24 protein-coding genes and 1 pseudogene are annotated in these 25738 nt (G+C 61.8%); 15 read left to right on the forward strand and 10 right to left on the reverse strand.

Annotated elements, in window-relative coordinates:
* The 3 genes and pseudogenes from JWQ61_RS06320 to treF form a co-directional block, all read left to right on the forward strand.
* Nucleotides 1-272 (forward strand): annotated as a pseudogene (locus tag JWQ61_RS06320) (NAD(P)/FAD-dependent oxidoreductase); the annotation flags it as partial.
* A 12-nt stretch (nt 273-284) separates the two neighbouring features.
* Nucleotides 285-3032: a nitrate reductase gene (locus tag JWQ61_RS06325; RefSeq protein WP_304359779.1), complete on the forward strand. Its 2748-nt coding sequence runs from the start codon at nt 285-287 to the stop codon at nt 3030-3032.
* A gap of 66 nt (nt 3033-3098) precedes the next feature.
* Nucleotides 3099-4727, forward strand: coding sequence for an alpha,alpha-trehalase TreF (treF, locus tag JWQ61_RS06330; RefSeq protein ID WP_304359780.1), 1629 nt, complete (start codon nt 3099-3101; stop codon nt 4725-4727).
* Nucleotide 4728: 1 nt separating this feature from the next.
* Here treF and JWQ61_RS06335 read toward each other — a convergent pair whose 3' ends face one another.
* Nucleotides 4729-5922 carry an MFS transporter gene (locus tag JWQ61_RS06335; protein WP_304359781.1) on the reverse strand — a complete coding sequence of 398 codons (1194 nt, stop codon included), beginning with the start codon at nt 5920-5922 and terminating at the stop codon, nt 4729-4731.
* A 172-nt stretch (nt 5923-6094) separates the two neighbouring features.
* On the opposite strand from JWQ61_RS06335, the gene JWQ61_RS06340 reads away from it, so the two are divergent.
* The 3 genes from JWQ61_RS06340 (at nt 6095) to JWQ61_RS06350 (ending at nt 7323) form a co-directional block, all read left to right on the forward strand.
* A complete protein-coding gene (locus tag JWQ61_RS06340) occupies nt 6095-6574 on the forward strand; it encodes a nuclear transport factor 2 family protein (RefSeq protein WP_304359782.1) in 480 nt (159 codons plus the stop codon).
* Nucleotides 6575-6685: 111 nt separating this feature from the next.
* On the forward strand, nt 6686-6922 hold the full coding sequence (vapB, locus tag JWQ61_RS06345) for a type II toxin-antitoxin system VapB family antitoxin (protein WP_304359783.1): 237 nt from the start codon (nt 6686-6688) through the stop codon (nt 6920-6922).
* Nucleotides 6922-7323: a type II toxin-antitoxin system VapC family toxin gene (locus JWQ61_RS06350; RefSeq protein WP_304359784.1), complete on the forward strand. Its 402-nt coding sequence runs from the start codon at nt 6922-6924 to the stop codon at nt 7321-7323. The genes vapB and JWQ61_RS06350 overlap by 1 nt, the downstream gene beginning before the upstream one ends.
* Before the next feature lie 23 nt (nt 7324-7346).
* On the opposite strand, the gene JWQ61_RS06355 is transcribed toward JWQ61_RS06350, so the two are convergent.
* The gene (locus JWQ61_RS06355; protein ID WP_304359785.1) at nt 7347-7619 is read right to left on the reverse strand and encodes a DUF2471 domain-containing protein; all 273 of its coding nucleotides are present in this window, start codon (nt 7617-7619) and stop codon (nt 7347-7349) included.
* Nucleotides 7620-7809: 190 nt separating this feature from the next.
* Here JWQ61_RS06355 and JWQ61_RS06360 point away from each other — a divergent pair, with 190 nt between their 5' ends.
* Nucleotides 7810-9849 carry a M3 family metallopeptidase gene (locus JWQ61_RS06360; RefSeq protein WP_304359786.1) on the forward strand — a complete coding sequence of 680 codons (2040 nt, stop codon included), beginning with the start codon at nt 7810-7812 and terminating at the stop codon, nt 9847-9849.
* A 41-nt stretch (nt 9850-9890) separates the two neighbouring features.
* Here JWQ61_RS06360 and JWQ61_RS06365 read toward each other — a convergent pair whose 3' ends face one another.
* Nucleotides 9891-10835: a S1/P1 nuclease gene (locus JWQ61_RS06365; RefSeq protein WP_304359787.1), complete on the reverse strand. Its 945-nt coding sequence runs from the start codon at nt 10833-10835 to the stop codon at nt 9891-9893.
* A gap of 236 nt (nt 10836-11071) precedes the next feature.
* Here JWQ61_RS06365 and JWQ61_RS06370 point away from each other — a divergent pair, with 236 nt between their 5' ends.
* A complete protein-coding gene (locus tag JWQ61_RS06370) occupies nt 11072-11734 on the forward strand; it encodes an epoxyqueuosine reductase QueH (RefSeq protein ID WP_304359788.1) in 663 nt (220 codons plus the stop codon).
* Nucleotides 11731-11949, forward strand: a complete 219-nt coding sequence (locus JWQ61_RS06375) for a hypothetical protein (RefSeq protein WP_304359789.1) — start codon at nt 11731-11733, stop codon at nt 11947-11949. The genes JWQ61_RS06370 and JWQ61_RS06375 overlap by 4 nt, the downstream gene beginning before the upstream one ends.
* 19 nt (nt 11950-11968) lie before the next feature.
* Here JWQ61_RS06375 and JWQ61_RS06380 read toward each other — a convergent pair whose 3' ends face one another.
* The 3 genes from JWQ61_RS06380 to JWQ61_RS06390 all read right to left on the reverse strand — a co-directional run bounded on the left by JWQ61_RS06380 (nt 11969) and on the right by JWQ61_RS06390 (nt 14082).
* Nucleotides 11969-12727 (reverse strand): molybdopterin-dependent oxidoreductase, encoded by a 759-nt coding sequence (locus JWQ61_RS06380; RefSeq protein ID WP_120233732.1) that lies wholly within the window; start codon nt 12725-12727, stop codon nt 11969-11971.
* A complete protein-coding gene (locus tag JWQ61_RS06385) occupies nt 12724-13383 on the reverse strand; it encodes a cytochrome b/b6 domain-containing protein (RefSeq protein WP_304359790.1) in 660 nt (219 codons plus the stop codon). Before JWQ61_RS06385 ends, JWQ61_RS06380 begins: the two co-directional genes overlap by 4 nt.
* A gap of 75 nt (nt 13384-13458) precedes the next feature.
* On the reverse strand, nt 13459-14082 hold the full coding sequence (locus tag JWQ61_RS06390) for a hypothetical protein (RefSeq protein ID WP_304359791.1): 624 nt from the start codon (nt 14080-14082) through the stop codon (nt 13459-13461).
* Between the two features lie 153 nt (nt 14083-14235).
* Between JWQ61_RS06390 and JWQ61_RS06395 the strand changes: the two genes are divergently transcribed.
* Entirely contained in the window at nt 14236-14916 is a 681-nt protein-coding gene (locus JWQ61_RS06395; RefSeq protein WP_061538375.1) for a heavy metal response regulator transcription factor, read from the forward strand.
* Nucleotides 14913-16325 (forward strand): heavy metal sensor histidine kinase, encoded by a 1413-nt coding sequence (locus JWQ61_RS06400; RefSeq protein ID WP_304359792.1) that lies wholly within the window; start codon nt 14913-14915, stop codon nt 16323-16325. Before JWQ61_RS06395 ends, JWQ61_RS06400 begins: the two co-directional genes overlap by 4 nt.
* Before the next feature lie 25 nt (nt 16326-16350).
* On the opposite strand, the gene phnD is transcribed toward JWQ61_RS06400, so the two are convergent.
* Entirely contained in the window at nt 16351-17349 is a 999-nt protein-coding gene (phnD, locus tag JWQ61_RS06405; RefSeq protein WP_304359793.1) for a phosphate/phosphite/phosphonate ABC transporter substrate-binding protein, read from the reverse strand.
* 138 nt (nt 17350-17487) lie between these two features.
* A complete protein-coding gene (locus tag JWQ61_RS06410) occupies nt 17488-18801 on the reverse strand; it encodes an HAD family hydrolase (RefSeq protein WP_304359794.1) in 1314 nt (437 codons plus the stop codon).
* Between the two features lie 351 nt (nt 18802-19152).
* Between JWQ61_RS06410 and JWQ61_RS06415 the strand changes: the two genes are divergently transcribed.
* The gene (locus JWQ61_RS06415; RefSeq protein WP_304359795.1) at nt 19153-20328 is read left to right on the forward strand and encodes a geranylgeranyl reductase family protein; all 1176 of its coding nucleotides are present in this window, start codon (nt 19153-19155) and stop codon (nt 20326-20328) included.
* Between the two features lie 65 nt (nt 20329-20393).
* Entirely contained in the window at nt 20394-21008 is a 615-nt protein-coding gene (locus JWQ61_RS06420) for a DUF4399 domain-containing protein (RefSeq protein WP_304359796.1), read from the forward strand.
* 3 nt (nt 21009-21011) lie between these two features.
* Here the strand turns inward: JWQ61_RS06420 and JWQ61_RS06425 are convergent, their stop codons facing one another.
* The gene (locus JWQ61_RS06425; RefSeq protein ID WP_304359797.1) at nt 21012-21551 is read right to left on the reverse strand and encodes a methylated-DNA--[protein]-cysteine S-methyltransferase; all 540 of its coding nucleotides are present in this window, start codon (nt 21549-21551) and stop codon (nt 21012-21014) included.
* A 220-nt stretch (nt 21552-21771) separates the two neighbouring features.
* On the opposite strand from JWQ61_RS06425, the gene JWQ61_RS06430 reads away from it, so the two are divergent.
* On the forward strand, nt 21772-22230 hold the full coding sequence (locus JWQ61_RS06430) for a (2Fe-2S)-binding protein (protein WP_304359798.1): 459 nt from the start codon (nt 21772-21774) through the stop codon (nt 22228-22230).
* Nucleotides 22231-22240: 10 nt separating this feature from the next.
* Nucleotides 22241-24439, forward strand: coding sequence for a xanthine dehydrogenase family protein molybdopterin-binding subunit (locus tag JWQ61_RS06435; protein WP_304359799.1), 2199 nt, complete (start codon nt 22241-22243; stop codon nt 24437-24439).
* Between the two features lie 81 nt (nt 24440-24520).
* Here JWQ61_RS06435 and JWQ61_RS06440 read toward each other — a convergent pair whose 3' ends face one another.
* On the reverse strand, nt 24521-25552 hold the full coding sequence (locus JWQ61_RS06440) for a Glu/Leu/Phe/Val dehydrogenase (protein ID WP_304359800.1): 1032 nt from the start codon (nt 25550-25552) through the stop codon (nt 24521-24523).
* Nucleotides 25553-25738 lie beyond the last annotated feature (186 nt).

A 25738-nucleotide genomic window follows, 5' to 3' on the forward strand; every position in this document is an offset into this window, starting at 1 on the left:
CCGCCACCAAGCTCAAGGTCACCGGCGTCGACCTGTATTCCGCCGGCGATTTCATCGGCGGCGAAGGCAGCGAAGACCTGGTGTTGCGCGATCCGCGCCGCGGCATCTACAAGCGGCTGGTGATCAAAGGTCCGCATATCGTCGGCGCGGTATTGTATGGCGACGTCAAGGACGGTCCCTGGTATTTCGGGATGATCCAGGGTCGCACCGATATTTCGGCGCTGCGCAGCCAGTTGCTGTTCGGCCAGGCGCTATGCGCCCAGGCCGCCTGAACGGGAGCGCGCATGAATCCGGTCCCGACGTTTCCCTTGCTTGCGGCCAGCCAGCTGGCAGGCACGCTGACCACCTGTCCCTATTGCGGCGTCGGTTGCGGCGTGCGCGCCACCGTGCGCAGCGACGGCCAGGTCGACATCGCCGGTGATGAAACGCATGCCTCGAATGCGGGTCGCCTATGCGTCAAGGGTTCGGCGCTGGGCGAAACCGTCGATCTGGACGGTCGCCTGCTGCATCCGCAGATGCGGGCGCGGCACGGTGATTCATTGCAGCGCGTGTCCTGGGATGCGGCGCTGGATAAGGTCGCGCTTGGTTTTCGTTCGGTCGTGGAACAACACGGCCCGGACGCCGTCGCTCTGTATGTTTCCGGCCAGCTGCTGACCGAGGACTATTACATCGCCAACAAACTGATGAAGGGCTACATCGGCAGCGCCAACATCGACACCAATTCACGCCTGTGCATGTCGTCCGCAGTCGCCGGCCACAAGCGCGCTTTCGGCGCCGACCTGGTGCCGGTCTGTTATGAAGACCTAGAGCTGGCCGACTTGGTGGTGCTGGTCGGCTCCAATACCGCGTGGTGCCATCCGATCCTGTTCCAGCGCATCGCCAGGATCAGGGAAAAGCGGCCGCAGATGAAGCTGGTGGTGATCGATCCGCGCCGCACCGCGACTTGCGAACTGGCCGACCTGCACCTGCCGCTGAAGGCCGGCAGCGATGTCTGGCTGTTCAACGGCCTGCTCAGTTTCCTGGCGCGCCACGATGCCGCCGACGCCGGTTTCATTGAAGCGCATACCAACGGCCTGGCCGCGGCGCTGGAAACAGCCGAAGCCGAATGCGCCGACCTGGCCGCGGTGGCAAAAACCTGCAAGCTCGATCCGCAAGACTTGCTGACTTTCTACGAATGGTTCGCGGCAAATGAGAAAGTGGTGACCGCCTTTTCGCAAGGCGTCAATCAATCGTCGTCCGGCACCGACAAGGTCAACAGCATCATCAATTGCCACTTGCTGACCGGGCGCATCGGAAAAGAAGGCATGGGTCCATTTTCGATCACCGGCCAGCCGAACGCCATGGGCGGCCGCGAGGTGGGCGGCATGGCGAACATGCTGGCCGCGCACATGGACCTGGACAATCCGCGTCATCGGCAGACGGTGCAGGATTTCTGGCAGGCGCCGCGCATGGCGGAGCGGCCCGGGCTGAAGGCGGTGGACCTGTTCCAGGCAATCGAAGCCGGCCGCGTCAAGGCGGTATGGATCATCGCCACCAACCCGGTAGTGAGTCTGCCGGATGCAGACCAGGTGCAGCGCGCGCTGGCCAAGTGCGAACTGGTGGTGGTGTCCGATATCGTCGAAAAAACCGACACCAGCGCTTTCGCCCACGTCGTGCTGCCGGCCCTGGGCTGGGGCGAAAAGGATGGCACGGTCACCAGTTCGGAACGCCGTATCTCGCGCCAGCGCGCTTTCCTGCCGGCGCCGGGCGTAGCGCGCGCCGACTGGCAGATCCTGTGCCAGGTGGCGCAGCGCATGGGTTATGCCGGTTTCGATTTCAGCGCAGCGCACCAGGTGTTCGACGAACACGCGCGCCTCAGCGCCTTCCGCAACGGCGACGCCTTCGGCCAGCGCCGGGCATTCAACCTGGCCGGCCTGAGCGGCTTGGGCCAGGCCGCTTTCGATGCCTTGCAGCCGGTGCAATGGCCTATCGCCACCACCTCTTCCGGTGAAAAACAGGGTACCGCGCGGCTGTTCGCCGATGGCCGCTTTGCCTATGCCGACGGCAAGGCACGTTTTATCGCTACCGCGCCAAGGGCGCCGCAGCACGCAGCCGACAGCGAATATCCGTTGAGCCTGAATACCGGCCGTGTGCGCGACCAGTGGCACACCATGACGCGCACCGGCAAGTCGCCCAGGCTGGCTGACCACGTACCGGAATCTTTCATCGACATGCATCCGCAGGATGCCTTGCTGTATGGCGTGCGCGAAGGCATGCTGGCGCGCGTGTCCAGCCGCTGGGGATCGATGGTGGCGCGGGTGCAGCATGGCGGCGGCATTGTGCGCGGCAGTATTTTTGTGCCTATCCATTGGAATGGGCAGTCGGCGTCGGATGCGCGGGTGGGAGCGCTGGTCAATCCGGTGGTCGATCCGGTTTCCGGCGAGCCGGAATTCAAGCATACGCCGGTGCTGGTCGAAGAATTCCGCGTGGCCTGGTACGGGTTTGTGCTGAGCCGCGGCCGGCCGGCGCTCGACGACGTCACCCACTGGACCCGGATCCAGGGACGGCGCTTCAACCGTTACGAACTGGCCGGCCGCAGCCCGATCGCCGATCATGGCGCCTGGGCCGCCGGCTTGCTGGGTGTCGACGTTGCCGATGCCGACTGGCTGGAATACCAGGACGCCAGCGCCGGCATCTATCGCGCGGTGCATGTGGTGGATGACCGTATCGAAGCTTGCGTGTTCCTGTCGCCGCGGCCAGACCTGCCGTCGCGCGCCTGGCTGGCCAGCCTGTTCGTCAAGGAACAGCTGGAAGACGCCGACCGGATCGGCCTGCTGCTGGGCCAGCCGATAGCAAAGGGCGCCGATACCGGGCCCACGGTATGTTCCTGTTTTTCAGTCGGCCGCAACACCATTTGCGATGCGGCGCGCAAGCAGGGCCTGACCACCGTGGCGCAGGTCACCGCCTGCCTGAAGGCCGGCGGCAATTGCGGTTCTTGCGTCCCCGAAATCAAGAAACTGCTGTCGGAAATCCTCATCGAAGAGGCTGTATAAAACAGCAGGCTGCTTTATCTCGGTTACCATTGTCTCTATCCAGACCAGAGATAATGGAGACGAAACATGACTTTCTCTTTTACGCTGCCGCGACATTGCCGTGCTCGTTTGGTCGTGATGGCAGTCGCCGCCAGCCTGGCGCTTGGCAGCGGAGCGGCAGGCGCCGATGCTGTCGCCAGCGCCTATCCGACCCCGCCATCCGAGCTGTATCCGCAGCTGTTCGCCGCAGTGCAGATGGGCCAGGTGTTCAAGGATGGAAAAACTTTCGTCGACGCCTTGCCGAAAGGCCGGCCTGCCGCCATCGAGGCGGAATACAGGCAAGCCAAGGATCGCCCCGGTTTCACGCTGGGCGATTTTGTACAGCAGCATTTCGACCTGCCAAAAGACAATGCGGACGCCTACGTCAGCGACCGCAGCCAATCGCTGCAACAGCATATAGCCGGCCTGTGGCCGCACCTGACCCAGCAGCCTGCGAAGGCCAGCGCCGGCTCGTCGCTGCTGCCTTTGCCGCAGCCTTATGTGGTCCCGGGCGGGCGTTTCCGCGAAGTGTATTACTGGGATTCCTATTTCACCATGCTGGGCCTGCTGCAAAACGGCAAGCCGCAGCTGATACGGGCCATGGTGGATAATTTCGCCAGCCTGATCGACCGCTACGGCCATATCCCGAACGGCAACCGCAGCTATTACCTGAGCCGCTCGCAGCCGCCGTTCTACTTCAAGATGGTCGGCCTGCTGTCGACTCAGGACCAAGCCGCCGCCTATGCGCGCTACCTGCCGCAGCTGCGGCGCGAGTACGGCTTCTGGATGGATGGCGAACGTGGCCTCAAGCCCGGCGCGGCATACCGGCGGGTAGTGGCGCTGGCCGACGGCACTGTGCTGAACCGCTACTACGACGACCGCGCCGTGCCGCGCGACGAATCGTATGCCGAAGACGTCAACCTGGCCAGGCAAAGCGGACGCCAGCCGGCCGAGGTCTACCGCGACGTGCGCGCCGGCGCCGAAAGCGGCTGGGATTTCAGCAGCCGCTGGTTCGCCGACGGCAAGACCCTGGCCACCATCGAGACCACCGCGATCCTGCCGGTCGACCTGAACAGCTTGCTATATGGACTGGAAAACGCGATCCGGCTTGGCTGCGAACGGGTGCGCGACCTTGCCTGCAGCGGCGATTTCAGGCAGCGTGCCGAACGCCGTCGTATTGCCGTGCAAAAGTACATGTGGGATGAAACCGGCGGCTACTACGTCGATTACCAGTGGCGCAAACAGCAGTCGACTGCGCGCCCCGGCGCCGCTGCTTTTTATCCCCTGTTTGCCGGCATCGCCGAACCGGCGCAAGCGGCGCGTGTAGCGCAATGGGCCGGCAAGGAGCTGCTGAAACCGTATGGCATTGTCACTACGCCGGTCGACAGCGGCCAGCAATGGGATGTGCCCAACGGCTGGGCGCCGCTGCAATGGATTGCCGTGGATGGCCTGAACCGTTACGGCCTGCATGCCCAGGCGCGCGATATTGCCACGCGCTGGATGGGCAAGGTGCAGCAGGTCTACGCCAGCAGTGGCAAGCTGGTGGAGAAATATGATGTAGTCGGGAGCGGAGCCGAAGCCGGCGGCGGCGAATATGCCTTGCAAGACGGCTTCGGCTGGACCAACGGCGTGGCGATGCAGCTGATGACGCTGTATCCCGAGCTGAACCGTCCGTGATTCAGTGCCTGGCGGCAGGCTTGGCTTTGCGCTCCGCCAGCAGCCAGATGACCAGGCCGGCCGCGCTCAGGCCGGCGCCTGTCATCGATACCCCGAACCAGCCGGCGTAGCCGTACATCGCGGTCGACAGCACCGAACCGCAGGCGCCGCCGATGAAATAGCAAGTCATGTAGCCGGCGGTCAGGCGGTTCCTCGATTCCGGATGCAGGTGATTGATGACGCTCAGGTTGGTGACGTGGATCGCCTGCACCATCAGGTCTAGCAATAGGATGCCGACGATCAGCCCCAGCAGCGAACTCTTGGCGAACAACAGCGGCAGCCACGACAGCAACAGCAGCGCCAGGCCGATGGAAGTCGAACGGCCGGCATGGCCGCGGTCTGCCAGCCGCCCGGCGTGCGAGGCCGCCATGGCGCCGGCGGCGCCGACCAAGCCGAACAGGCCGATGGTGCCGTCGGAATAATGGAAGGGCTCGGCCGCCAGCAAGAAGGAAATCGAAGTCCACAGCACGCTGAACACGGCGAAGATGATCGCACCCAGCAGGGCGCGGATACGCAATACCGGCTCCGCCACGAACAAGGTCAGGATCGACCCCAGCAAACGCGGGTAGCTCATGCTTTGCGACTGGTGATGGCGCGGCAGGGCGCGTCCCAGCAGCACCGCCGTTACGATCATCAGCGCCGCGCCGAACCAGTACACGGTCTGCCAGCCGCCCAGCGCCGACAGGTAGCCGGCCACGGTGCGCGCCAGCAGGATACCCAGCAGCAGTCCGGTCATTACATGGCCGACCACCTTGCCGCGTTCCTGCGGCGCCGCCAGGGTCGCGGCAAACGGCACCAGTACTTGCGACACCACGGAAAACAGCCCGGTCAGCGCGGTCCCGATCAAGACGAACGCCATGCTCTGCGCGGTGGCGGTGATCAGCAGTCCGCAGGCGGACAGCAGGGTCATGATGACGATCAGTTTCTTCCGTTCCAGCATGTCCGCCAGCGGCACCAGCAGCATCAGGCCAAGCGCGTAACCGAGCTGGGCCACGGTGACGATCAGGCCGGCGCTGCCGTTGGAAATGCCGAAGCGGGCGGCGATGGTATGCAGCAGCGGCTGCGCGTAATAATTGCTGGCCACCGCGACGCCGGTAGCGATCGACATCATGATCACCAGGCCGGGGCTGAGTTTTCCGGGTTGTGCTTGTTCCATCTTGAAATGCCTTTGAAAATACAAGGCGACACTTTATCTCTTATCTCAATGCAGCGCTTTGCAGGCCCGTAAACCGGCCGCCAGCGAGCCGGAGAAATATTGCGTAAAGTACTGGCTTGTTCGCAGCAAGCGCCTGCCGCAGCCTTTCATCCAACGACCGAGGAGCCTTACCATGAGTCAAACCAGCGAAGCCCGTCCACCGTTCCCGCCCTTCACCCGCGAGACGGCGGCGCAGAAGGTGAGGATGGCGGAAGACGGCTGGAACAGCCGCGATCCGCAGCGTGTGTCGCTGGCCTATACCGTCGACACCATCTGGCGCAACCGCCACGAATTTCCGCAAGGGCGGGAGCAGGTCGTGCAGTTCCTGACCCGCAAATGGGAGCGCGAGCTGGATTACCGCCTGATCAAGGAATTGTGGGCCTTCGACGGCAACCGGATCGCCGTGCGTTTCGCTTACGAATGCCACGATGCCGCCGGCAACTGGTTCCGTTCCTATGGCAACGAGAATTGGGAGTTCGATGAAAACGGCCTGATGCATCGCCGCTTCGCCAGCATCAACGATTTGCCGATCAAGGAATCGGAGCGGAAATATCACTGGCCGTTGGGACGTCGTCCTGACGATCATCCGGGATTGAGCGACCTGGGTTTGTAAGCCTGGTAATCAGGATCTCAATTAAGACATCTCTTGTACACACGTGTATTTACATTGTGTTTAATTTGGACTAGAGTGTAAGAATCAAGTGTTCAGTAAGCGACGTTTACCATGCAAACCACTAAAGTTTTCAAAAACGGCAACTCTCAGGCTGTCCGTATTCCAGCTGACCTGGCGTATGAACGTACGGATATAGAGCTGGAGATAGAGCGCGTCGGCGACGAATTGCGGATTCGTCCAGTTGGAAGAACCCTGGGTGGGGTTTTAAAGAAATTCGCGAAATTCGGACCGGATTTCATGAGCGAGGGGCGGGGTGATCACGAGCAAGACGAACGTGAGGCTTTGTAATGCCGCGTTACATGCTCGACACCAATATGTGCATCTACCTGATGAAAAATCAGCCGCAGCAAGTGGTGCAGCGATTCGCCGCATGTTTTGTCGGCGACGTAGTGATGTCGGCCATCACCTTTGCAGAGCTGGAGTATGGTGTCACGATATCGGCAAACCAGGCGCGCGAGCGACGTAATCTGCATGCCTTGATAGAGGATATTCCTGTGGCGCCGTTTGATAGCGACGCTGCAAGCGCCTATGGGCCGATTCGAGAGGCTACTCGGGAGCGTAAGAAAGATCATCTCGATAAATTGATTGCAGCGCATGCTGTATCGCTCGATGTCATCCTCGTTACCAACAATGAGCGGGATTTCGCAACTTATCCCGGCGTCAGAATAGAGAACTGGATCACAATCTAAATCTGGGTTTGCAAAGGATCTGTTTAGTGCGATCGCCTGTATTCGTTATAAATCAGCGAGAGTACTACCGGCACCCGGTTGGCGTTGCCGAAATTGACCGGATCGTCGGTGCGCGGGTAGGCCACCGGATAGGCGCGAAGCATGTTGATCTGGGTCAGGTCGACATCGTCCGCTTGCGTCAGGGCGGCGATCGCTTCGGTTTCGATCTGATGCATCAATGACCAGGTCAGCAGCGCGTCGGCATTGCGATGGCGCGTCACGATGGCTGCGATTGCGGCTTTCAGTCTGGCAGTCATGGCGTCTAGCTCCGGTCTTCTGACAACAATCATCACATCTCTCCACGCAAATTATACTGTATGTATGTACAGTATAATTCAAGCTGCGGAAATACCCAATCGATACCAGCCAGCTATTGCAGCATTGCGTTGAGAACCTGCGCGGCGCTATACAATAGCGTTCTCTCCATTAGCCAGGATGCTAGTTGCCATGACCGCCATCAATCCGCTGTTGCAAGACTGGAATACCCCTTACGGACTGCCGCCTTTCGACCTGGTCAAGGCTGAGCATTTCGTGCCCGCATTTGAAGTCGCGCTGCCGGCGCACTTGGCTGAGATCGATGCCATCGCCGCCCAGTCCGCCGCGCCTAATTTCGCCAATACGCTGGCAGCCTTCGACGCATCGGGCCGCCTGAACAGCCGCATCAGTTTGCTGTTCGAGAACCTGACCGCAAGCGAAACCTCGCCCGCCCTGCAGGCTGTGGAAGTCGAGCTGGCGCCGAGACTGGCCGCGCACAAGAATGCGATCTACCTGCATGCCGGTCTGTTCGCGCGCATCGCTGCGCTGTATGCGCGCCGCGCCGAACTGGACCTGGATCCGGAACAGCTGCGCCTGCTGGAGCGCGTGCACCTGGATTTCGTGCGCGCCGGCGCCAACCTGCCGCTGCAATCGCGGGCGCGCTACAGCGCCTTGACCGAGCGGCTGGCGGCCTTGAGCACAGCGTTCACGCAAAACGTGCTGGCCGATGAATCCGGTTTTTCCCTGCAGCTGGAAGACGAAGCGGCGCTGGCCGGCTTGCCGGAATTCCTGCGTGCTTCAGCCGGGGCGGCGGCGCAGCAGCGCGGCTTGCCGCAGGGTAGCCACGTGATCACGCTGTCGCCCTCGCTGGCCGAACCGTTCTTGACGTTCTCCGACCGGCGCGACCTGCGCGAAGCGGTCTGGCGCGGCCGGGTCGCGCGCGGCGCCCATGCCGGCGCCCACGATAACCGTCCGGTGGCCGCCGAAATCATGGCCTTGCGCCAGGAGCAGGCGCAGTTGCACGGTTATCCGACCTACGCCGACTACCAGCTGATCGACCGCATGGCCGGCAAGCCGGAAGCAGTGTCGGCCTTGCTCGGCAAGGTCTGGGAACCGGCCAAGACGAAGGCCGAGGACGACCGTGCGGCGCTGACCGACATGGCGCGCAGCCTGGGCCAGCCGACGCCGATCGCGGCCTGGGACTGGCGCTACCTGGCGGAGAAAGTCCGGCAGGCGCGCTACGACCTGGACGACGCCGAACTGAAGCCGTACTTTGCGCTGGAAAACATGATAACCGCCATGTTCGATTGCGCCCATCGGCTGTTCGGCCTCAGTTTTGTCGAACAGCATGGCGTCGCCCTGCATCATGCCGACGCCCGCCTGTGGGAAGTGCGCAACCGTGACGATGCCTTGATCGGCCTCTTCATCGGCGACAACTATGCGCGCGCCAGCAAGCGCAGCGGCGCCTGGATGCATATCTTCCGCAGCCAGTCCGGCCACGGCGGCGGCACGCTGCCGGTGGTTATCAACAACAACAATTTCGCCAAGGCCGACGTCAGCTTGCTGAGTTTCGATGACGTGCGCACCTTGTTCCACGAATTCGGCCACGGCCTGCACGGTTTGCTGTCGCAGGTGAAGTACGAACGCCTGGCCGGCACCCAGGTGCTGCAGGATTACGTCGAACTGCCGTCGCAGATTTTCGAGAACTGGGCCGAAGAAGAAATCGTATTGCAACGCCACGCCCGCCATTACCAGAGCGGCGCAGCAATGCCGCCGGCCTTGCTGGAAAAACTGAAACGCGCGCGCCAGTTCGACCAGGCCTGGGCCACCATCATGTACGCCGGCCCGGCCTTGATCGACATGGCTTTGCACTCGCTGCCGAACGGCAGCAAGGTCGATATCGCCGCCTTCGAAGCGCAGCAGTGCGAGCTGCTGGGCGTGCCGCAGGATATCGGCCAGCGCCATCACCTGTCGCACTTCCAGCATCTGTTCAGCGGTTCGGATTATGCGGCAGGTTATTACGTGTACATGTGGGCAGAGGTGCTGGATGCCGATGCCTACGACGCTTTCATCGAAGCCGGCGACCCGTTCGAGCAGAAAATCGCCGAACGCCTGCGGCGCTACATCTACAGCTCAGGCAACAAGCAGGACCCGGCGCTGGCGTTCCGCGCCTTCCGCGGCCGCGATCCGAAGGTGGAGCCTATGTTGGCGAAACGCGGGCTGATTGCATAAGCAGCGCACCCTGATCGCCGGACGGCGACCAGGGTGCGTATTCATTTTTTTCCGGCAAACGGCGACACCAGGACAGCAGATCCGGAGCTGGCGGACGCGCTGCTGCCCAAGGCATCGTTGAGAACCTTGGCCAGACGCACGCCGGCCCGGCTCAGCTGGGTGGCGACCACTCTGCTGGCGTTGCTGACGTAAGTCGCCGGCAGCTTGTATTTGCCGCTCGAGTCCGGCGTCGGCAGCTTGCCGTAGACATCGGTGCGGGCGATATCGAAGGCTTCCAGCGACCAGTCGCGCGGTGTCTGCTTCTGCCATTGCTTGACTTCGGCGCTGCTGATCTTGGCGATCAATGCCGACGCCACCTTGTTCTGGTCGGTCCCCAACTTGTTGACAAAAGCGGTATCCCAGTAGGCATGCAGCTTGCCGGCTGCGATGCCGGTCGCCGATACCGTCTCGTCGTTGCCGCCGCGGTCGTGCGAATCGCTGGAATGCAGCGGCTGGTGCATGTCGCCGACGAAGTGCAGCAGGAACTGCAGCGCCAGCAGGCGTTCCGCCGGCGTCGTGGCCGGATCGCGCAGTTCGATGGCGAACTGGTCGACCTTGTCGACCACACAATCCTGCGCCACACCGCCGGATGCCGGGGTATTGGCCGGCAAGCTCGGATGGCCAAAGCAGGCGGCGTCGATGTCGCCGTCGCTGATCTCGGTATCGACAAAATGCCAGGACGCGGTTTCCCGGTGCGAATTGCGGTATTTATCGGCCCAGGTTGCCTCAGATGCGATGTCGGTGGCGGTCAGGCCGCTGCTATCGGCTGCGAGTATGGTTTCGACCTGAGCGCGCGCATTCGCTGTCAGGTAATGATCGGCGATCAGGCCGACCACCATATGGCCTTCGTCGCCCCAGGCCTGGGCATTTGGTGTTGCCAGCAGCAAGGGCGCGGCGCAAGCCATACCGCTTATAAAGGTAATGCACAGTTGACGATGCAGTTTCATGGGGACTCCATTCAGGGAGGGAAAAGTTTCCGTTGGTGCAATTCATGCACTATTTGCCGCCCGAATATATGCCGCATTTATGACCGCAGCATGTCAGAAGCACCTGCCAAGGCTGGCAGTTGGCAGCTGTATGAATTTCGCTCATGCAAACTTGAGAGTTTGTCGCTTGACGCGGCAGGCCCGAATCGAGACACTCGCAATAAGCGCTGCCTCGCCTTTGGCAGCCGCATTTCCTGATGCCGACCATGACCCAACGCCAGAAACTCGTCCTGCCGGGCGGGCACAATAAACTGCTCTTGCATTCCTGTTGCGCACCCTGCTCGGGCGAGGTGATGGAAGCCCTGATCGTCAGCGAGATCGATTTTTCGATCTATTTCTACAATCCCAACATCCATCCGCAACGCGAATACGAGTTGCGCAAGAATGAAAACATCCGCTTCGCCGAACAGCACGGCATACCGTTCATCGATGCCGATTACGACCTGGACAACTGGTTTGCGCGCGCCCAAGGGATGGAAGATGAGCCGGAACGCGGCAAGCGCTGCACCATGTGCTTCGACATGCGGTTTGAACGCAGCGCGCTGTATGCGCATGAACACGGATTCCCGGTGATCAGCAGTTCGCTCGGCATTTCGCGCTGGAAGAACATGGAGCAGATCAACGATTGCGGCGCGCGTGCGGCGGCGCATTATCCCGGCATCACTTACTGGGACCACAACTGGCGCAAGCAGGGCGGATCGGCGCGCATGATCGAAATCTCCAAGCGCGAGAATTTCTACCAGCAGGAATACTGCGGCTGCGTTTACTCGCTGCGCGACACCAACCGCTGGCGCAAGGAACAGGGACGCGAACGGATCAAGATCTGCGAGAAATTTTACGGCCAGGCGGAAGAGCAATGAGCGCCAACCCAAAGAAGGCTGTCGAGCCATGGCTGGCAGGAAGGGCCGATCCGGACAACAAGCCCGGCTTCTTGAGCGCGGCCGACCGGCTGGCCAGCATGGAAAAACTGTTGGCCGCATTCATGCAGACGCTGGACCGGGATGAAGACGCCGGCACACCGCATCTGATGGGGCAGCATCGCGGCTGCCCCTGCTGCAGCGAACGGGGCGAATGAACTGGTTTAAGTAGGTGGCTTAAGACCCGCTGAACCAGTTGTATCCCTGGTCTTCCCAATACCCGCCCGGGTTTTCATTGGTGACAAAGATGGCGGCGATGTGCTTGGGATTCTTGAACCCCAGTTTGGTCGGCACCCGCAGTTTCAGCGGATAGCCGTATTCGGTCGGCAGCGGCTCCTGGCCGAAGTCCAGCGCCAGTATGGTCTGCGGATGCAAGGCGGTGGCCATGTCGATGCTGGAGTAATAGCGGTCGGCGCATTTGAAGCCGACATACTTTGCGGTCGTATCGGCGCCGATATGGGCTAGGAAGGTGCGGAACGGCACGCCGCTCCACTGGCCGATGGCGCTCCAGCCTTCGATGCAGATATGGCGCGTGATCTGCGACGCCTGCGGCAGGGCGCGCAGCTGCGCCAGGTTCCAGCTGCGCTTGTCGCGCACCAGGCCGGAAACTTCCAGCTTGTAGGTGTCGCCGTCGATTTCCGGCGCCGAATCGGCGTCGTAGAAAGCGTTGAACGGGAACGGCTTGGTGATCATGCTGGCCGGATAAGTCGGCGCCAGGTGGCTGGGACGGAACAACATGCTCTGCACCCGGTCGTTCCAGCGCGACATTGCCCACAATACCTTGTCGACCTGGTCGCCATCCTGCAGGTTGCAGCCGGACAGCAGCGACAACGCGCCCAGCGACAGGCCCGAACGCAGGAACAGGCGGCGCTGCAGCTGCACCAGTTCAGGCTGCAGTTCACTGTTTTTCGGCAAATCCTTTTTCTTGTCGCTCATGCCTGCTGCTCCTGTTTCGCGGTCTTGTCACGGGCGTGGCGCGGCGCCCGTCCGGTCAGCATCGGCAGCAGGGTGCTCGGCACGATCAGTACCAGCGCCAGATGCACCACCACGAATGCCACGATGCCGGCCATTGCGACAAAGTGCACGCGGCGCGCGGTGTCGTAACCGCCGAACAGGTCGGCCAGGGCGTCCAGCTGCACCGGTTTCCAGATCGAGAGGCCGGACGCCACCACCAGCACTCCGAGCAGCAGCACGACTATGTACATCAGGCGTTGCACGGCGTTGTAGATGCCGGGCTGGTGCGCCAGCTTGAAAGTCAGCGCATCCCTGGTGTCGCGCAGCAGGTCGCGCGGCCGCAGCGGCAGGAAATGGCGACGGAAATGACCGGCCAGCACGCCGTAGCCGATATAGATCAAGCCGTTCGCCACCAGCAGCCACATCGCCGCCAGGTGCCAGGCAATCGCGCCGCCCAGCCAGCCGCCGAGCGTGGCCCAGCGCGGGAAATCGAAGCCGAACAGCGGCGAGGCGTTGTAGATCGCCCAGCCGCTCATCACCATGCAGACGATGGCGAACGCATTAATCCAGTGGACTATGCGCACCAGCAGCGGATGGATGATGCGCGCGCGGACGCGGGGTTGCTCGGCAGTCGCCATGAATGCACCTTGTCAAGAATCGCCGCGGACAGTCAGTGTGGTGTTTCGCACATAATGGCCGTCCGCAAAGCGGCATTACATCGGCGGGACTACGCCATTGATGCCGACCGTAGCGCGGCCGACAACGTCGCTGCCATCAGCAGCCTTGCTGACGAAAAACACGCCATGCGCGCCAGCCACCAGCAGGCTGCGGTCACCCTTGTTGAGGCTGACGATAGGGACATCGGCCGGCACCACGATTTTCTTTTCGCCATCCGGATACTTGACCGTGATGGTGCGGCCGCTGGTCACCACCACGTCGCCCACGGTGCCGTTGGTCATGCTGCTCTTCTTGCCCAGGTCCCAGGCGTAGTGGCCTTCGCCGGCCTTCATGCCGGCCGGGAACACGTGCACTTCCAGCGCCTTCAGGCTGCCGTCAGGCAAAGGCACGGCAGCGCTGCCGATGAAGCTGTCGGACTTGATGTCGGTGATCGCGGCATGGCTGACCGAGAACAGCATCAGGTCAGGCGCCAGTTTCAGGGTCTGTTTCTTGCCGGCCTTGGTGCTGACTTCGAGACTGTCAGGATTGACCTTGTCGATGGTGGCGCGCACTCGCACTACCGGCGCAGCGGTTTGGGCGGCGACGACGCTGCCATAAGCCATGAATGCGGATGCTGCCAATACAGGAACAAGCCGGCGCAGAAGTTGTGTGGTTTTCATGAAAACGGTCTCGGTGGTTGCTGGGAATCCCAGTCTAGGACCGGCGCAGTGTCTTATCGGTGACATATGAATGACAATATTGTCATTATTCGCGGCAAGCGAATTGATAGAATGGGGCGTATTTCCACCATAAGTTCAAGCACAGGTCCCAGCATGTCTATTCTCGTCATCGAAGACGATCCCAAGACCGGCGCCTACCTCAAGAAAGGTCTGCGCGAATCCGGCTATGCGGTCGACCTGGTCCGCAACGGCAGCGACGGCCTGCATATGGCGCTGGAAAACAGCTACGACCTGGTAGTGCTGGACGTCATGCTGCCCGGCACCGACGGCTGGAAAATCATGGGCGCCCTGCGCGCTAAACGCGATCTGCCGGTGATCTTCCTGACCGCGCGCGACCACGTCAACGATCGCATACGCGGCCTCGAACTGGGCGCCGACGATTACCTGGTCAAGCCGTTTTCGTTCACCGAACTGCTGCTGCGCATCCGCACCCTGCTGCGGCGCGGCGTGGTGCGCGAATCGCACGAGCTGGATTTTTTCCAGGTGGCCGACCTGCAGCTCGACCTGCTGCGCCGCAAGGTCACGCGCCAGGGCATCGACATCGTGCTCACCAACAAGGAATTCTTGCTGCTGCACCTGCTGGTCAAGCGCAAGGGCGAGCCGCTGTCGCGCACCGTCATCGCATCGGAAGTGTGGGACATGAATTTCGACAGCGACACCAATGTGGTCGACGTCGCCATCAAGCGCCTGCGCGCCAAGATCGACAATCCCTTCGAGCATAAACTGATACACACGGTACGCAGCATCGGCTACATGTTTGCGGAAGATCCATGAGCATCTGGCGCAGGCAGTCGCTGACGGCGCGCGTGACTTTCCTGTTTGCGCTGATCGCCTGCGCGATCGTCACCACCCTCGGCATGTACCTGTATTCGTCGACCCGGCAGGCGCTGGAAACCCGCGCCGATTATTCCCTGATCGGCAAAGTCGAGCATTTCCGCCACTTGCTGCACGACCTGTACAACGTTAAGCAGATGGAAGACCGGCCGACCCTGTTTGAAACCATGCTGGGCAGCGAACAGGATGTGCTGATGTTCGCTTATCCGGGCCAGGCGCCGTTCGTACGCGTCAATCCCGACAACATGACGCCGCCGCAAATGACGCCGCAAAGCCTGGACCAGCCGCTGACGCTGGCGCAGCTGCACGCAGGCGTGCGCGCCGACGGCGTGCGGGTGCGCTGGGTGTCGGCATTGGCCGACGTCGGCGGCGACGGCACCAGGGTAGTGATTACCGGCGCCCATGTGATGACCCAGGAGTCGCATATCCTGGCGCGCTATTACTGGCAAGTGATCGCGGCGGCCGCGGTAGCGGTGCTGCTGGCGGCGCTGCTGGGCTTCCTGGTGCTCAAGCGCGGTTTCCTGCCGCTGACGGCGATGGCCGGCCGCGCCGCCGAAGTCAGCCCGACCAATATCGCGATACGCTTGCGGGAAGAAGACGCGCCGCAGGAACTGCGGCGGCTGGCAGCGTCGTTCAATGCGATGCTGGACCGGCTGGCCGACGGTTATGAACACCTTTCGCAGTTTTCCGCCGACCTGGCGCACGAAATACGCACCCCGATCGGCGCCTTGATGGGACAGACCCAGGTCACCCTGGGCCAGGTGCGCAACGCCGCCGAATACCAGCAGGTGCTGGAATCGAACCTGGAAGAACTGGAGCGCCTGAGCCGGATCGTCGAAAACATCCTGTTCCTGGCGCATGCCGACCACGCCGGGCTGGCGGTGGAAAAAACGCCGCTGGTGCTGGCCGACGAGCTGCACAAGATTGCCGACTATTTTGAAGGCGTGGCCGAAGAGCGCGGCATCCGGCTGGAGGTCGACGCCAGCGGCAAAGTGCAGGCCAGTCCGGTGATGTGGCGGCGCGCGGTCAGCAACCTGGTGGTGAATGCGGTGCGTTATGCAGTGCCCGGCAGTACGGTGCGGCTCAGCGGCCGGCCGCAGGCGAAAGGGATAGATGTCGCGGTGGAGAACCAGGGCGATCCGATTCCGCCGGAGCAGCTGGAACGCCTGTTCGACCGTTTTTACCGCGGCGACCAGTCGCGCAGCGAATATACCGAATCGAATGGCCTGGGGCTGGCCATCGTGCGCGCCATCATGCTGGTGCATGGCGGCAGCGCCGAGGTCGCCTGTTCGCGCGAAGGGCTGATCCGCTTCAGCCTGTATTTCCCGGAGGGAGCGGAGGCAGCCTGACGGCGCAGGCCGCGCCGGGGTTTGTCTACCGGATGCGCGCCATTTCCAGCGCCATGCTCAACTTGCCGAAGCGCGCTGTGATTTCTTCAAAAGCTTTCTGCTTTTGCGCCGTGCTCAGTTTGCTGTCGTACATGTTGTTGCGCAGCAGGCCGAACATGGTGAGGTCGGCGATCGGCTTCAGCTGGGCATCGGTGGAGTGCTGGAAACCGGACAGGTCGAGGATCTTTTGCAGCACGTCGGGCTGGCTGGCAGGATTTTTCGGCTTGCCGTAGGTGACGAAGAAGTCTTCGATCCTGGCTTTGGAAGCGGCCGGCAGGTCCTTGCGGTACAGCAGCGGATCATTCGGGATCAAGGGCGACGACCAGATCACCCGCAGCTTGCTGAACTGTTCGGGCGATTCTTTTTTCAGGCGGTCCAGCTCTTCGGTATTGTTGGTCGCGACGTCGACCTGGCCGGCGATTACCGCCTGCAGGTTCTTCTTGTGGTTGCCGACAGTAATATTCCTGAACAGCCGTTCCGGCTCCACCTTGTTCTTGGCGAAGGCATAGTAGGCCGGCACCAGGTAACCCGAAGTCGAACTCTTGTCGCCGTCGTAGAAACTGTAGACGCCCTTGTTGGCCAGGATGTCTTCGAACGATTTGATCGGGCTCTTGGCTGGCGTGATCAGCACCGAGTTGTAGCCGTGCGAACCGTCTTTCTTCACCATCTGCGCAAAGATGGTCGACTGGTTGTCTTCCACCGCTTCCAGCGCGATCTTGCTGCTCAGCCAGGCGACCTGGATGGTGTTCGATTTCAAGCCGGCCAGGATGTCGCTGTAGTTGGTGGAAACCACCGTGCGCACTTCCATTTTCGTGTATTTCGCAAAATCGTCGATCACCGGCTGCCAGCGCTTCTGAGTATCTTCCGCGGTGGTGGTGGCGATCAGGCCGATGGTGATTTTGCGGGGGGCGTCGTCATCCTTGGCGAAAACGCAGGACGCGACCATGGAACACAATACAAGTGCGGTTTTCAGTAATCTCTTCATAAATGCCTATCTGCTTATTGCGGGTGGTGATGGAAAACGGCTGCATCGGCCGCGCCAAGGCGGCGGCCGAGTGATTCGATATGGGGAATGAGCGCAGGAGCCGGCTGCCTGCCTGCTGGCAGCCGGCGTGCAACGGGCTTAACCGAGCAGCGTTTCGCCGGTCTTGCCGTACTTGATGCTGGCTTCCGACGGCATCCAGTTGCCGGTCAGCTCATTGCGGCCTTGCAGCAGGAAGCGCGGCGATTTGGCCGGGATCTGGTCGGCGGCCAGCTTGGAGAGGTCGCCGATCTTGCCCTTCTTCATGCGGTTGACGATCATGCCCAGCTGAGTGTCGGCAAAATCGCGCAGCATGTCGTAGTCGCCGTCGCTGTCGCCGGCGACAAACACCGGACCGTAACCCTTGGCCGCGACCAGTTCTTTCTTGATGACTTCGGTTTTCCCCGGGCCCCAGTTGAGCGGCCAGCCAGCCTTGTAGCGGTTGACGAATACGCCGTTGGCGGTTTCCAGGCGCAGCCCGAGCACGTGCTCGCGCTTGACGTTGTAGCCGTATTTGGGCGTTGTCGCAAACACTGCCACCACATCTTCCAGCGAGGCCGAACTGACATAGACGTCGATCCCACTTTGTTCGAACGCATTCATCAAGGTTGCAATCTCGGTGCACAGGCGGATCCCGTGGAAGTGCGTCACGCTGACGATGCCGGCCTGGCCCGGCTGCGCTGCCGGACTGGTGTACTTGGTCTTGACCAGCCCCAGGCCGAGGTTATGGTCGTTGGAGGCTTCGGCCAGTTGCTGCACTTCGGCTACCGACATATTGGTGAAGAAATAAATCACCCAGGGGTAGCCGACATTCACGCCATAAGTCTCGTTGACGGCTTCGTACAGGTAATACAGCTTGGCGCGGAAATCCTGGAACTGGGCGGTCTCGCGGATTTCTTCCAGCTTCCTGCTGCCCTTCAGTTTTTCATAGTTGTCATACAGGTACTGGTAGTCGTCATCGATATCGCTGCAGATGGCTTCCAGTTCGACCGCCTTGCCGGCGGCGTTCTTGAAGTCGGCGGCGAACGGTCCGGCCGGCACGTTCTGGCGGATGATGGCGCCCATTTCCTGCGGGCTCAGCTTGAACGACAGGGTATTGATCTGGTACATGAGCAACGCCTCTTCGGTATCGTTCATGATGCTGGTGTTGTCCCAGTCGAATACCGCGTAGGGCCGGCGCTTGGGATTGTAGCCGGCGCTGCTGTTGCCGTTGCGCGCCAGCAGGGCTTGCAGCTGCTGATGGTTGCGCGTGCCCCACTTGGCGCGGTCCAGGGCCAGGCCTGCGGCCTTGCTGTCCTTGGCCAGCAGCTCGGACGGCAGCGCCGTCGCCGCCAGCCCCGCCACCAGGCCGCCGGTCAGCAGCGTGCGGCGTTTTTGCAGGATGGTGTTGTCTTCTGTTTTTTTAACGCTTTTCATGGATACTCCCTGTGCCGGTTGAAATATTGTCCCTGTTCCATACGTTTTTTTATCTGCCGCTTGAGCAGCCGAATACACTAGCATGTTTCTAATCGGAAACGTATATAAAAGATAAAAGAAAAGCTCTATCCGCCGCTCGCAAGAGGCATGCCTGGACTCACCGGGATGTCCGTTTTCAGCTATGCTGGCGATTCCGCCGGACGGGAGAAATTGCCATGGCCGGTCGTCGATCCAGACACGAGGCGCTGCTGATGAAATCGTCAAGAAGTCGAACTGTGAATCGGGCCGTGAATCGGGCTGTAAATCATTGCCCCGAATTTGCCGGACCGGATGGCTTGGGGCGGCGCTGCCATGTCTTTTGACGACGCCGTGGCCGACGTGCTGGTGGTCGGCGCCGGACCGGCCGGTTCGCACCTGGCTTACCTGCTGGCAGAGCAGGGTTTGCAGGTGACTATTATCGACAAGCAGGCTTTTCCGCGCGCCAAGGTATGCGGCGGCGGCCTGTCGCGCAAAGCGATGGACTTGCTCGGTTTCGACCTGGGGCCGGCGATGCACCGGGCGATAGGCGGCGCCATCCTCAACTACCGCAACCGCGACGCCATCCTCAAGGACGTGGAGCCGATGGCGGCTTGCACCGTGGTGCGCAGCGAATTCGATCAATTGCTGCTTGACCGCGCCTGCGCCAAAGGCGTGCGTTTTCTGGCCGAAACCGCGTTTGTCGATGCCACCGAGGGGGCCGATGCAGTCAGCGTGACCACCAGCCGCGGTATCTTGCGCTGCCGCTTGCTGCTGGCCGCCGACGGCGCCGCCAGCGCGGTGCGCAACAAGCTGTTCGGCAAGGACCTGGTGGCTTACGTGCCGGCGATGGAAGCCCTGGTGTGGCCGGCGGCTGGAACGCTGGAGCGCTTCGGCGACCGCGCCCTGTTCGATTTCGATGGCATGCCGCGCGGCTATGGCTGGATCTTCCCCAAGCGCGATCATTTTAATGTGGGTGTGTACTCACCTTTCGGCGGTACGGCGTTGCGCCAGCACCTGGATCGTTTCATCGCGGCATATGCCAGCTTGCAGCTGCCATTGCGGGTTGAATACCAGGGTTATGTCATCCCGCTGCAAAACCGCCGCCAGCTATACCAGCGCGGCCGGGTCTGGCTGCTGGGAGACGCGGCGGGCATGGCCGAAGCCTTGTTCGGCGAAGGCATTTATTTTGCGCTGAAGAGCGCCGCCATCGCCGCCAAGGCGATTGCCGCCGACGGATTGCGCGGCGAATCGGCGCTGTACAGCCGCCTGCTGCGCCTTGAGTTGCTGCCCGAACTGCGCGCCGCCGCATGGATGGCGCGCCTGATCTACCGTTTCCCGAAACTTGCCTTTTCGCATCTGGTGCTCAACCAGCAGGTCAATCACGACTTTGCCGGCCTGATCAGCGGCCAGATGGGCTACCGCCATTGCTTGCTGAAAACCGCGCTCGGCTTGCCGCGCTGGCTGCTGCCGAGCAAGGCCCCCGACAACGCCGTCGACCATTCCCGTTGAGCCAATTGAACAGGCTGCGCCGATGTTTCATGTACTTCCGAAAAACCGCATTTATGGATAATCCAATGGCCGCGAATTTCAAGCAGTTAATCGAGCAGGTAAGCAAACAGTTAAGCTCGAACAATACCAAAACGCTTGCCGCCAGCCGGCTGCCTGCATTCCTCGCCTGGTCGCTGCTGCTGACAGCAGCCCTGGTCTGCGGCCATGCCCTGGCTGCCGCCAAAGAAAAAGAGGCTGATAAGCACGTCGATACCGATTCCATCATTAGCACCATCAGCGCCTCGGAACGTACGCGGCCGTTCCCGATCGGCGAGAAGCTGGCTTATTTCGTCAACATCAAGGATGGCGACCAGGTCAGGTCGCCGTTCCGGGTGGCTTTTGCCGTTACCGGCATGGGCGTATCGCCGGTAGCTGCCGGCGACATCCACGGCACCGGCCATCATCACATCCTGATCGACATGCCGATGCCGGTCGACATCAAGGCGCCGATCCCGTTTGACAAGCCGAATGAATACCAGCACCAGCACTACAAGCATTTCGGCAACGGCGAAACCGAAACCTTGCTCGACCTGCCGGCCGGCAAGCATACCTTGCGCCTGCTGTTCGCAGACCATAGCCACGTGCCTTACTATATTTCCAGCAAGGAGATTTCAGTGGTCGTGCTGGACAAACCGCATTAGATTTTAGAAGCCTGGCAGGCGCAGGCTTTCCGGATCGCCGGCTTCGGCGCGTTCATGGCCGAGCAGCCAGGCCTTGCGTTCCAGGCCGCCGGCAAAGCCGGTCAGCTTGCCGTCGGCGCCTACTACCCGATGGCAGGGAACGATGATGGCGATCGGGTTGGTGGCGTTGGCGCTGCCTACCGCGCGAGCGGCGCCGTTGTGTTCGCCCAGCTGCATGGCGAGTTTGCCATAGGTGGTCATCCGGGCCGGCGGAATCTGGCGCAATGCAGCCCATACGCGGTGCTGGAAGCTGGTGCCGTTGGTGGCGACCTCGATATCTTTCAGCGCGTCCAGTTCGCCGGCGAAATATCGCTGCAGCGCCGGTTCCGCGCTGGACGGCGCAGTGGCGTCTTGCAAGTCGTAATGGCCGTAGTGGGTGGTCAGCAAGCTGCGCATGCGCGGCTCATAGTCTTCGAAATCGAGCGCGCGTACGCGGTCCTGGCTATCGGTGACCAGCAGGATGACGCCGATGGGCGATGCGATCCGGTGCAGGAATAAGTTCATGATGGTAATCTCGTCAGATAGTAGAGCATAGTTTAGCCGTAGCCGCGGGTCTGCGCACTCCGCTGCTTGCTTTCAAATTCGATAGATATCAGTGTAACGGTGAAGTGGCTTTGTTTTTCATATTTCGCTGTCTATAGTAGTGAAACAGCTTAGCTTAGTGAAACAACTGATGGCTGCATGACGCACGCAATCCCGCCCTAACTCTTTTGGAGAAATCGCAATGATGAGTCTTCAGGTGAATGGCCTTACCGTGGAAGTCGACGTCGCCGCGGATACCCCCTTGCTGTGGGTGCTGCGCGAAAATCTCAAGCTGACCGGCAGCAAATTCGGCTGCGGCATCGCTGCCTGCGGCGCTTGCACGGTGCATGTCGGCGGCAACGCGGTGCGCTCCTGCTCCTATCCTGTTTCGGCAGTCGGCCAGCAGCCGGTGACGACCATAGAAGCAGTCGCCGCCGATCCGGTCGGCAAGGCGGTGCAAGTGGCCTGGATCAAGCATGACGTGCCGCAATGCGGCTACTGCCAAAGCGGGCAGGTGATGACCGCGGTCGATTTCCTCAAGAAGAAACGCCATCCGAGCGAGGCTGAAGTGGTCGCCGCCATGGGCGGCAACCTGTGCCGCTGCGGCGCCTACCAGCGCATCAAGGCGGCGGTGCTGGATGCTTCCAAATCTTTGGCGTAAGGAGTCCACCATGTCCCCAGAATCTCTCGTGGCCAATCCGCTGCCGCCGAAACAATCGCGCCGCAAATTCCTGAAGACTTCCGCCGTCGGCGGCGCCGGCCTGGTGCTCGGGTTTTTTATCCCGGGCCTGGGCCGCATCGCCGAAGCGCAGGCGGTCGCTCCCAAGATTTACCAGCCTAACGCCTTCCTGCGGGTCGGCGCCGACAACAGCGTGGTGGTGCAGGTCTCCAAGGCCGATATCGGCCAGGGCACGCTGACCGCGCTGCCGATGCTGCTGGCAGAGGAACTCGATTGCGACTGGAGCAATGTGCGGGCCGAACTGGCGAAGGGCGAAGATGTTTTCCGCGATCCTGTATTCGGCATGCAGATGGTCGGCGGCTCCACCAGCGTCGCCCACAGTTTCCAGCAATACCGCGAGGTCGGCGCCCGCGCGCGCAGCATGCTGGTGGCTGCCGCCGCCAGCGAGTGGAAGGTCGATCCGGCCAGCTGCAAGACGGCCAAAGGCGTCATCACCGGTCCGCGCGGCCAGCGCCTGAGCTACGGTTCGGTCGCTAATGCGGCGATGCTGTTGCCGGTGCCGGACAAGGTGCAGCTGAAGGATCCAAAGCAGTTCACCATCATCGGCAAGGCGACGCCGCGGCTGGATACGGCCGCCAAATCCAGCGGCCAGCAGAAATTCGGCATCGACCTCGACCTGCCGGGCATGAAAGTGGCGATGCTGGCCAGGGCCGTGCCGTGGGGCGCCAAGATCGGCAAGCTCGATGACAGCGCGGCCAAGGCGATTCCCGGGGTGCGCAAGATCTTCACGATTCCGGGCATCCGCGGCGGCCAGAGCGTGGTGGTGGTGGCGGACGGCTACTGGATCGCCAAGAAAGCGCGCGATGCGCTGAACATCGAATGGGATGTGAGCGGCGTCGAGCAGCCCAGTTCGGAACAGCTGTTCGCCAGCTACCGGGACGCGGTGATGAAACCCGGCACGCCGGCGGCCAAGGCCGATGTCTCGGCGCTGGCCGCTTCGCCCGAGGTCATCGACGCCATCTTCGAGTTTCCCTATCTGGCGCATACGCCGATGGAGCCGCTCAACATGACGCTGCATTTCACCGGCGACGCCTGCACGGTATGGGCCGGTTCGCAGTTCCAGTCGATGGACCGGCAGGCGATCGCCAAGGTGCTGGGCCTGGCGCCGGCCAAGGTCGAATTCAACACCATGATGTCGGGCGGTGCGTTTGGCCGGCGCGCCTTGCCGGAATCCGAGAATGCGGTGGAGGCCGCGTATGTGGCCAAGGCCATGCGCGGCACGCCGGTCAAGATCATGTATTCGCGCGAGGACGACATCAAGAGCGGTTATTACCGGCCGATGCATGTGCACCGGGTCCGCATCGGTTACGACGCGCGTGGCAAGATCGCGGCCTGGGACCATGTGATCGCCGGCCAGTCGATCCTGGTCGGCAGCCCGTTCGAATCGTTCCTGGTCAAGGATGGCGTCGACGGCACCATGACCGAAGGCGTGCTGGAATCGCATTATGCGATCCCGAACCTGGCGCTGTCGGTTCACAACATGAAGGCCAATGTGCCGGTGCTGTGGTACCGCTCGGTGGGCCATAGCCACAATGCGTTTGTGATGGAAACGCTGGTCGATGAAATCGCCAGGTCGGTCGGCCGCGATCCGGTCGAATACCGGGCCAGCCTGTTCGACAAGTCGGCCAAGCGCAGCAAGCAGGCGCTGGAGCTGGCGGTGGCCCGTTCCGGCTACGGCAAGCGCAAGCTGCCGGCCGGCCAGGCCTGGGGCGTCGCTGTCCATCACGGCTTCAATACCTCGATTGCCTATGTGGTGGAAGTGTCGCTGAAAGACGGCAAGCCGCAAGTGCACCGGGTGACTGCAGGCGTCCATTGCAACATGGCGATCAATCCGCGCACCATCGAAGCGCAGATCCAGGGCGGCGTGGTGTTCGGCATCTCCACCACCTTGCCGGGCAATGAGATCACCTTGAAAAACGGCGTGGTGCAGCAATCCAATTTTTCCGATTACACGCCGGCGTACATGGCCAGCTGTCCGCAGGTCGACGTCCATGTGGTGCCCAGCGCCGATGCCCCGACCGGGGTCGGCGAGCCGCCGGTGCCGCCGATCGCGCCGGCCATCGCCAACGCTGTCGCCGCCTTGACCGGCAAGCGTTTGCGCAAGCTGCCGTTCGATGCCATCACGACCTGACGGAATGTAAAAATGGCGCCGGAGGGCGCCATGATGGAACAGGCAGGCACGCTGTGCCTGCCTGCATTTCAGAATTGCCGCTTAATGCCTGAAGCGCGCTTCGGCCAGCTTGTCTGCCACCACGCTGGTAGGCAGGCCTTCGGCATCGGCGCGTTTGAAGATTTCAGACAATGTCACGCCGATTTCGCGCACGTGCGCTTCGACGTCGGCTTCCGGTTTGTCGTAATACTCGTAGCAGACCTTGATGATGCCGCCGGCGTTGATAACGAAATCCGGCACGTACAGTACTTCCTTGCGGCGCAGCAGTTCACCCACTTCGGCCGTGGCCAGCTGGTTGTTGGCGGCGCCGGCGACGATCTTGGCTTTCAGGCGCGTCAGGGTGGCCGGGTTGAGCGTGGCGCCCAGCGCGCACGGCGCGTAGATGTCGGCTTGCACGTCATAGATGGCGTCGGTTTCGACCACTTCGGCGCCGAATTCGGCGCGCGCGCGTTCCAGCGCAGCCTGGTCGATATCGGTGACGATCAGCTTGGCGCCGGCGGCGTGCAGGCGGCGTGCATAGTCATAGCCCACATTGCCCAGTCCTTGCACGGCGACCGTCAGGCCTTCCAGCGAATCGCGTCCCAGGTAATGCTTGACCGCGGCTTGCGCGCCGACGAAACAGCCGAGCGCGGTGAACGGCGACGGATCGCCGCTGGCGCCCAGGCCGGCAACATATTTTGTCTTGGCGGCGATATGCGCCATGTCGGCCGGGCTGGTGCCGACGTCTTCCGCCGTGATGTAGCGGCCGCCCAGGCGTTCCAGGGCTTCGCCCATGGCTTCGAACAGGGCAGGTGTCTTGGCGGTCTTCGGATTGCCGATGATCACGCTCTTGCCGCCGCCGATAGGCAGGCCGGCGACTGCATTCTTGTAAGTCATGCCGCGCGACAGGCGCAGTACATCGTTGACGGCGACGGCTTCGCTGGCGTAGTCCCACATGCGGCAACCGCCCATGGCCGGGCCGAGGTTGGTGTTGTGGACAGCGATGATGCCTCTGAGGCCGGATTTTTCTTCTGCGACGAAGACCACTTGCTCGTGGTTGTCGAAATTCAGTTCATTAAAAATGAAGGTGCTCATGCTTTTGGCTCCGTGCGGATAGCATTCACTCGTCCGGGTAGGGCGGGTTATGGTTTTCCGGTGTTCTAGGGTTAAGGACAGTAATGCGCGTGTTTGCGGCGGGTTGGTGCCGGAAACGGGTATGGCCGTGATTGTGTCACGCAGGCGAGAGTGTAATTTATCGCTATGTGAAACTCAATTGGGTTC

This window comes from Collimonas fungivorans (genome assembly GCF_028292705.1).
In the GTDB taxonomy this organism is placed as follows: Bacteria; Pseudomonadota; Gammaproteobacteria; order Burkholderiales; family Burkholderiaceae_D; genus Collimonas; species Collimonas fungivorans_B.

What these genes read in the sequence shown, in the direction of transcription:
- JWQ61_RS06440 (WP_304359800.1), bottom strand. Translation starts at nt 25,552, where the DNA reads ATGAGCACCTTCATTTTTAATGAACTGAATTTCGACAACCACGAGCAA.
- JWQ61_RS06385 (WP_304359790.1), bottom strand. Translation starts at nt 13,383, where the DNA reads ATGGCGACTGCCGAGCAACCCCGCGTCCGCGCGCGCATCATCCATCCG.
- JWQ61_RS06415 (WP_304359795.1), top strand. Translation starts at nt 19,153, where the DNA reads ATGTCTTTTGACGACGCCGTGGCCGACGTGCTGGTGGTCGGCGCCGGA.
- JWQ61_RS06425 (WP_304359797.1), bottom strand. Translation starts at nt 21,551, where the DNA reads ATGAACTTATTCCTGCACCGGATCGCATCGCCCATCGGCGTCATCCTG.
- phnD (WP_304359793.1), bottom strand. Translation starts at nt 17,349, where the DNA reads ATGAAGAGATTACTGAAAACCGCACTTGTATTGTGTTCCATGGTCGCG.
- JWQ61_RS06430 (WP_304359798.1), top strand. Translation starts at nt 21,772, where the DNA reads ATGATGAGTCTTCAGGTGAATGGCCTTACCGTGGAAGTCGACGTCGCC.
- JWQ61_RS06400 (WP_304359792.1), top strand. Translation starts at nt 14,913, where the DNA reads ATGAGCATCTGGCGCAGGCAGTCGCTGACGGCGCGCGTGACTTTCCTG.
- JWQ61_RS06335 (WP_304359781.1), bottom strand. Translation starts at nt 5,922, where the DNA reads ATGGAACAAGCACAACCCGGAAAACTCAGCCCCGGCCTGGTGATCATG.
- JWQ61_RS06395 (WP_061538375.1), top strand. Translation starts at nt 14,236, where the DNA reads ATGTCTATTCTCGTCATCGAAGACGATCCCAAGACCGGCGCCTACCTC.
- JWQ61_RS06375 (WP_304359789.1), top strand. Translation starts at nt 11,731, where the DNA reads ATGAGCGCCAACCCAAAGAAGGCTGTCGAGCCATGGCTGGCAGGAAGG.
- JWQ61_RS06435 (WP_304359799.1), top strand. Translation starts at nt 22,241, where the DNA reads ATGTCCCCAGAATCTCTCGTGGCCAATCCGCTGCCGCCGAAACAATCG.
- JWQ61_RS06340 (WP_304359782.1), top strand. Translation starts at nt 6,095, where the DNA reads ATGAGTCAAACCAGCGAAGCCCGTCCACCGTTCCCGCCCTTCACCCGC.
- JWQ61_RS06370 (WP_304359788.1), top strand. Translation starts at nt 11,072, where the DNA reads ATGCCGACCATGACCCAACGCCAGAAACTCGTCCTGCCGGGCGGGCAC.
- JWQ61_RS06420 (WP_304359796.1), top strand. Translation starts at nt 20,394, where the DNA reads ATGGCCGCGAATTTCAAGCAGTTAATCGAGCAGGTAAGCAAACAGTTA.
- treF (WP_304359780.1), top strand. Translation starts at nt 3,099, where the DNA reads ATGACTTTCTCTTTTACGCTGCCGCGACATTGCCGTGCTCGTTTGGTC.
- JWQ61_RS06365 (WP_304359787.1), bottom strand. Translation starts at nt 10,835, where the DNA reads ATGAAACTGCATCGTCAACTGTGCATTACCTTTATAAGCGGTATGGCT.
- JWQ61_RS06350 (WP_304359784.1), top strand. Translation starts at nt 6,922, where the DNA reads ATGCCGCGTTACATGCTCGACACCAATATGTGCATCTACCTGATGAAA.
- JWQ61_RS06355 (WP_304359785.1), bottom strand. Translation starts at nt 7,619, where the DNA reads ATGACTGCCAGACTGAAAGCCGCAATCGCAGCCATCGTGACGCGCCAT.
- JWQ61_RS06390 (WP_304359791.1), bottom strand. Translation starts at nt 14,082, where the DNA reads ATGAAAACCACACAACTTCTGCGCCGGCTTGTTCCTGTATTGGCAGCA.
- JWQ61_RS06380 (WP_120233732.1), bottom strand. Translation starts at nt 12,727, where the DNA reads ATGAGCGACAAGAAAAAGGATTTGCCGAAAAACAGTGAACTGCAGCCT.
- JWQ61_RS06410 (WP_304359794.1), bottom strand. Translation starts at nt 18,801, where the DNA reads ATGAAAAGCGTTAAAAAAACAGAAGACAACACCATCCTGCAAAAACGC.
- JWQ61_RS06360 (WP_304359786.1), top strand. Translation starts at nt 7,810, where the DNA reads ATGACCGCCATCAATCCGCTGTTGCAAGACTGGAATACCCCTTACGGA.
- JWQ61_RS06325 (WP_304359779.1), top strand. Translation starts at nt 285, where the DNA reads ATGAATCCGGTCCCGACGTTTCCCTTGCTTGCGGCCAGCCAGCTGGCA.
- vapB (WP_304359783.1), top strand. Translation starts at nt 6,686, where the DNA reads ATGCAAACCACTAAAGTTTTCAAAAACGGCAACTCTCAGGCTGTCCGT.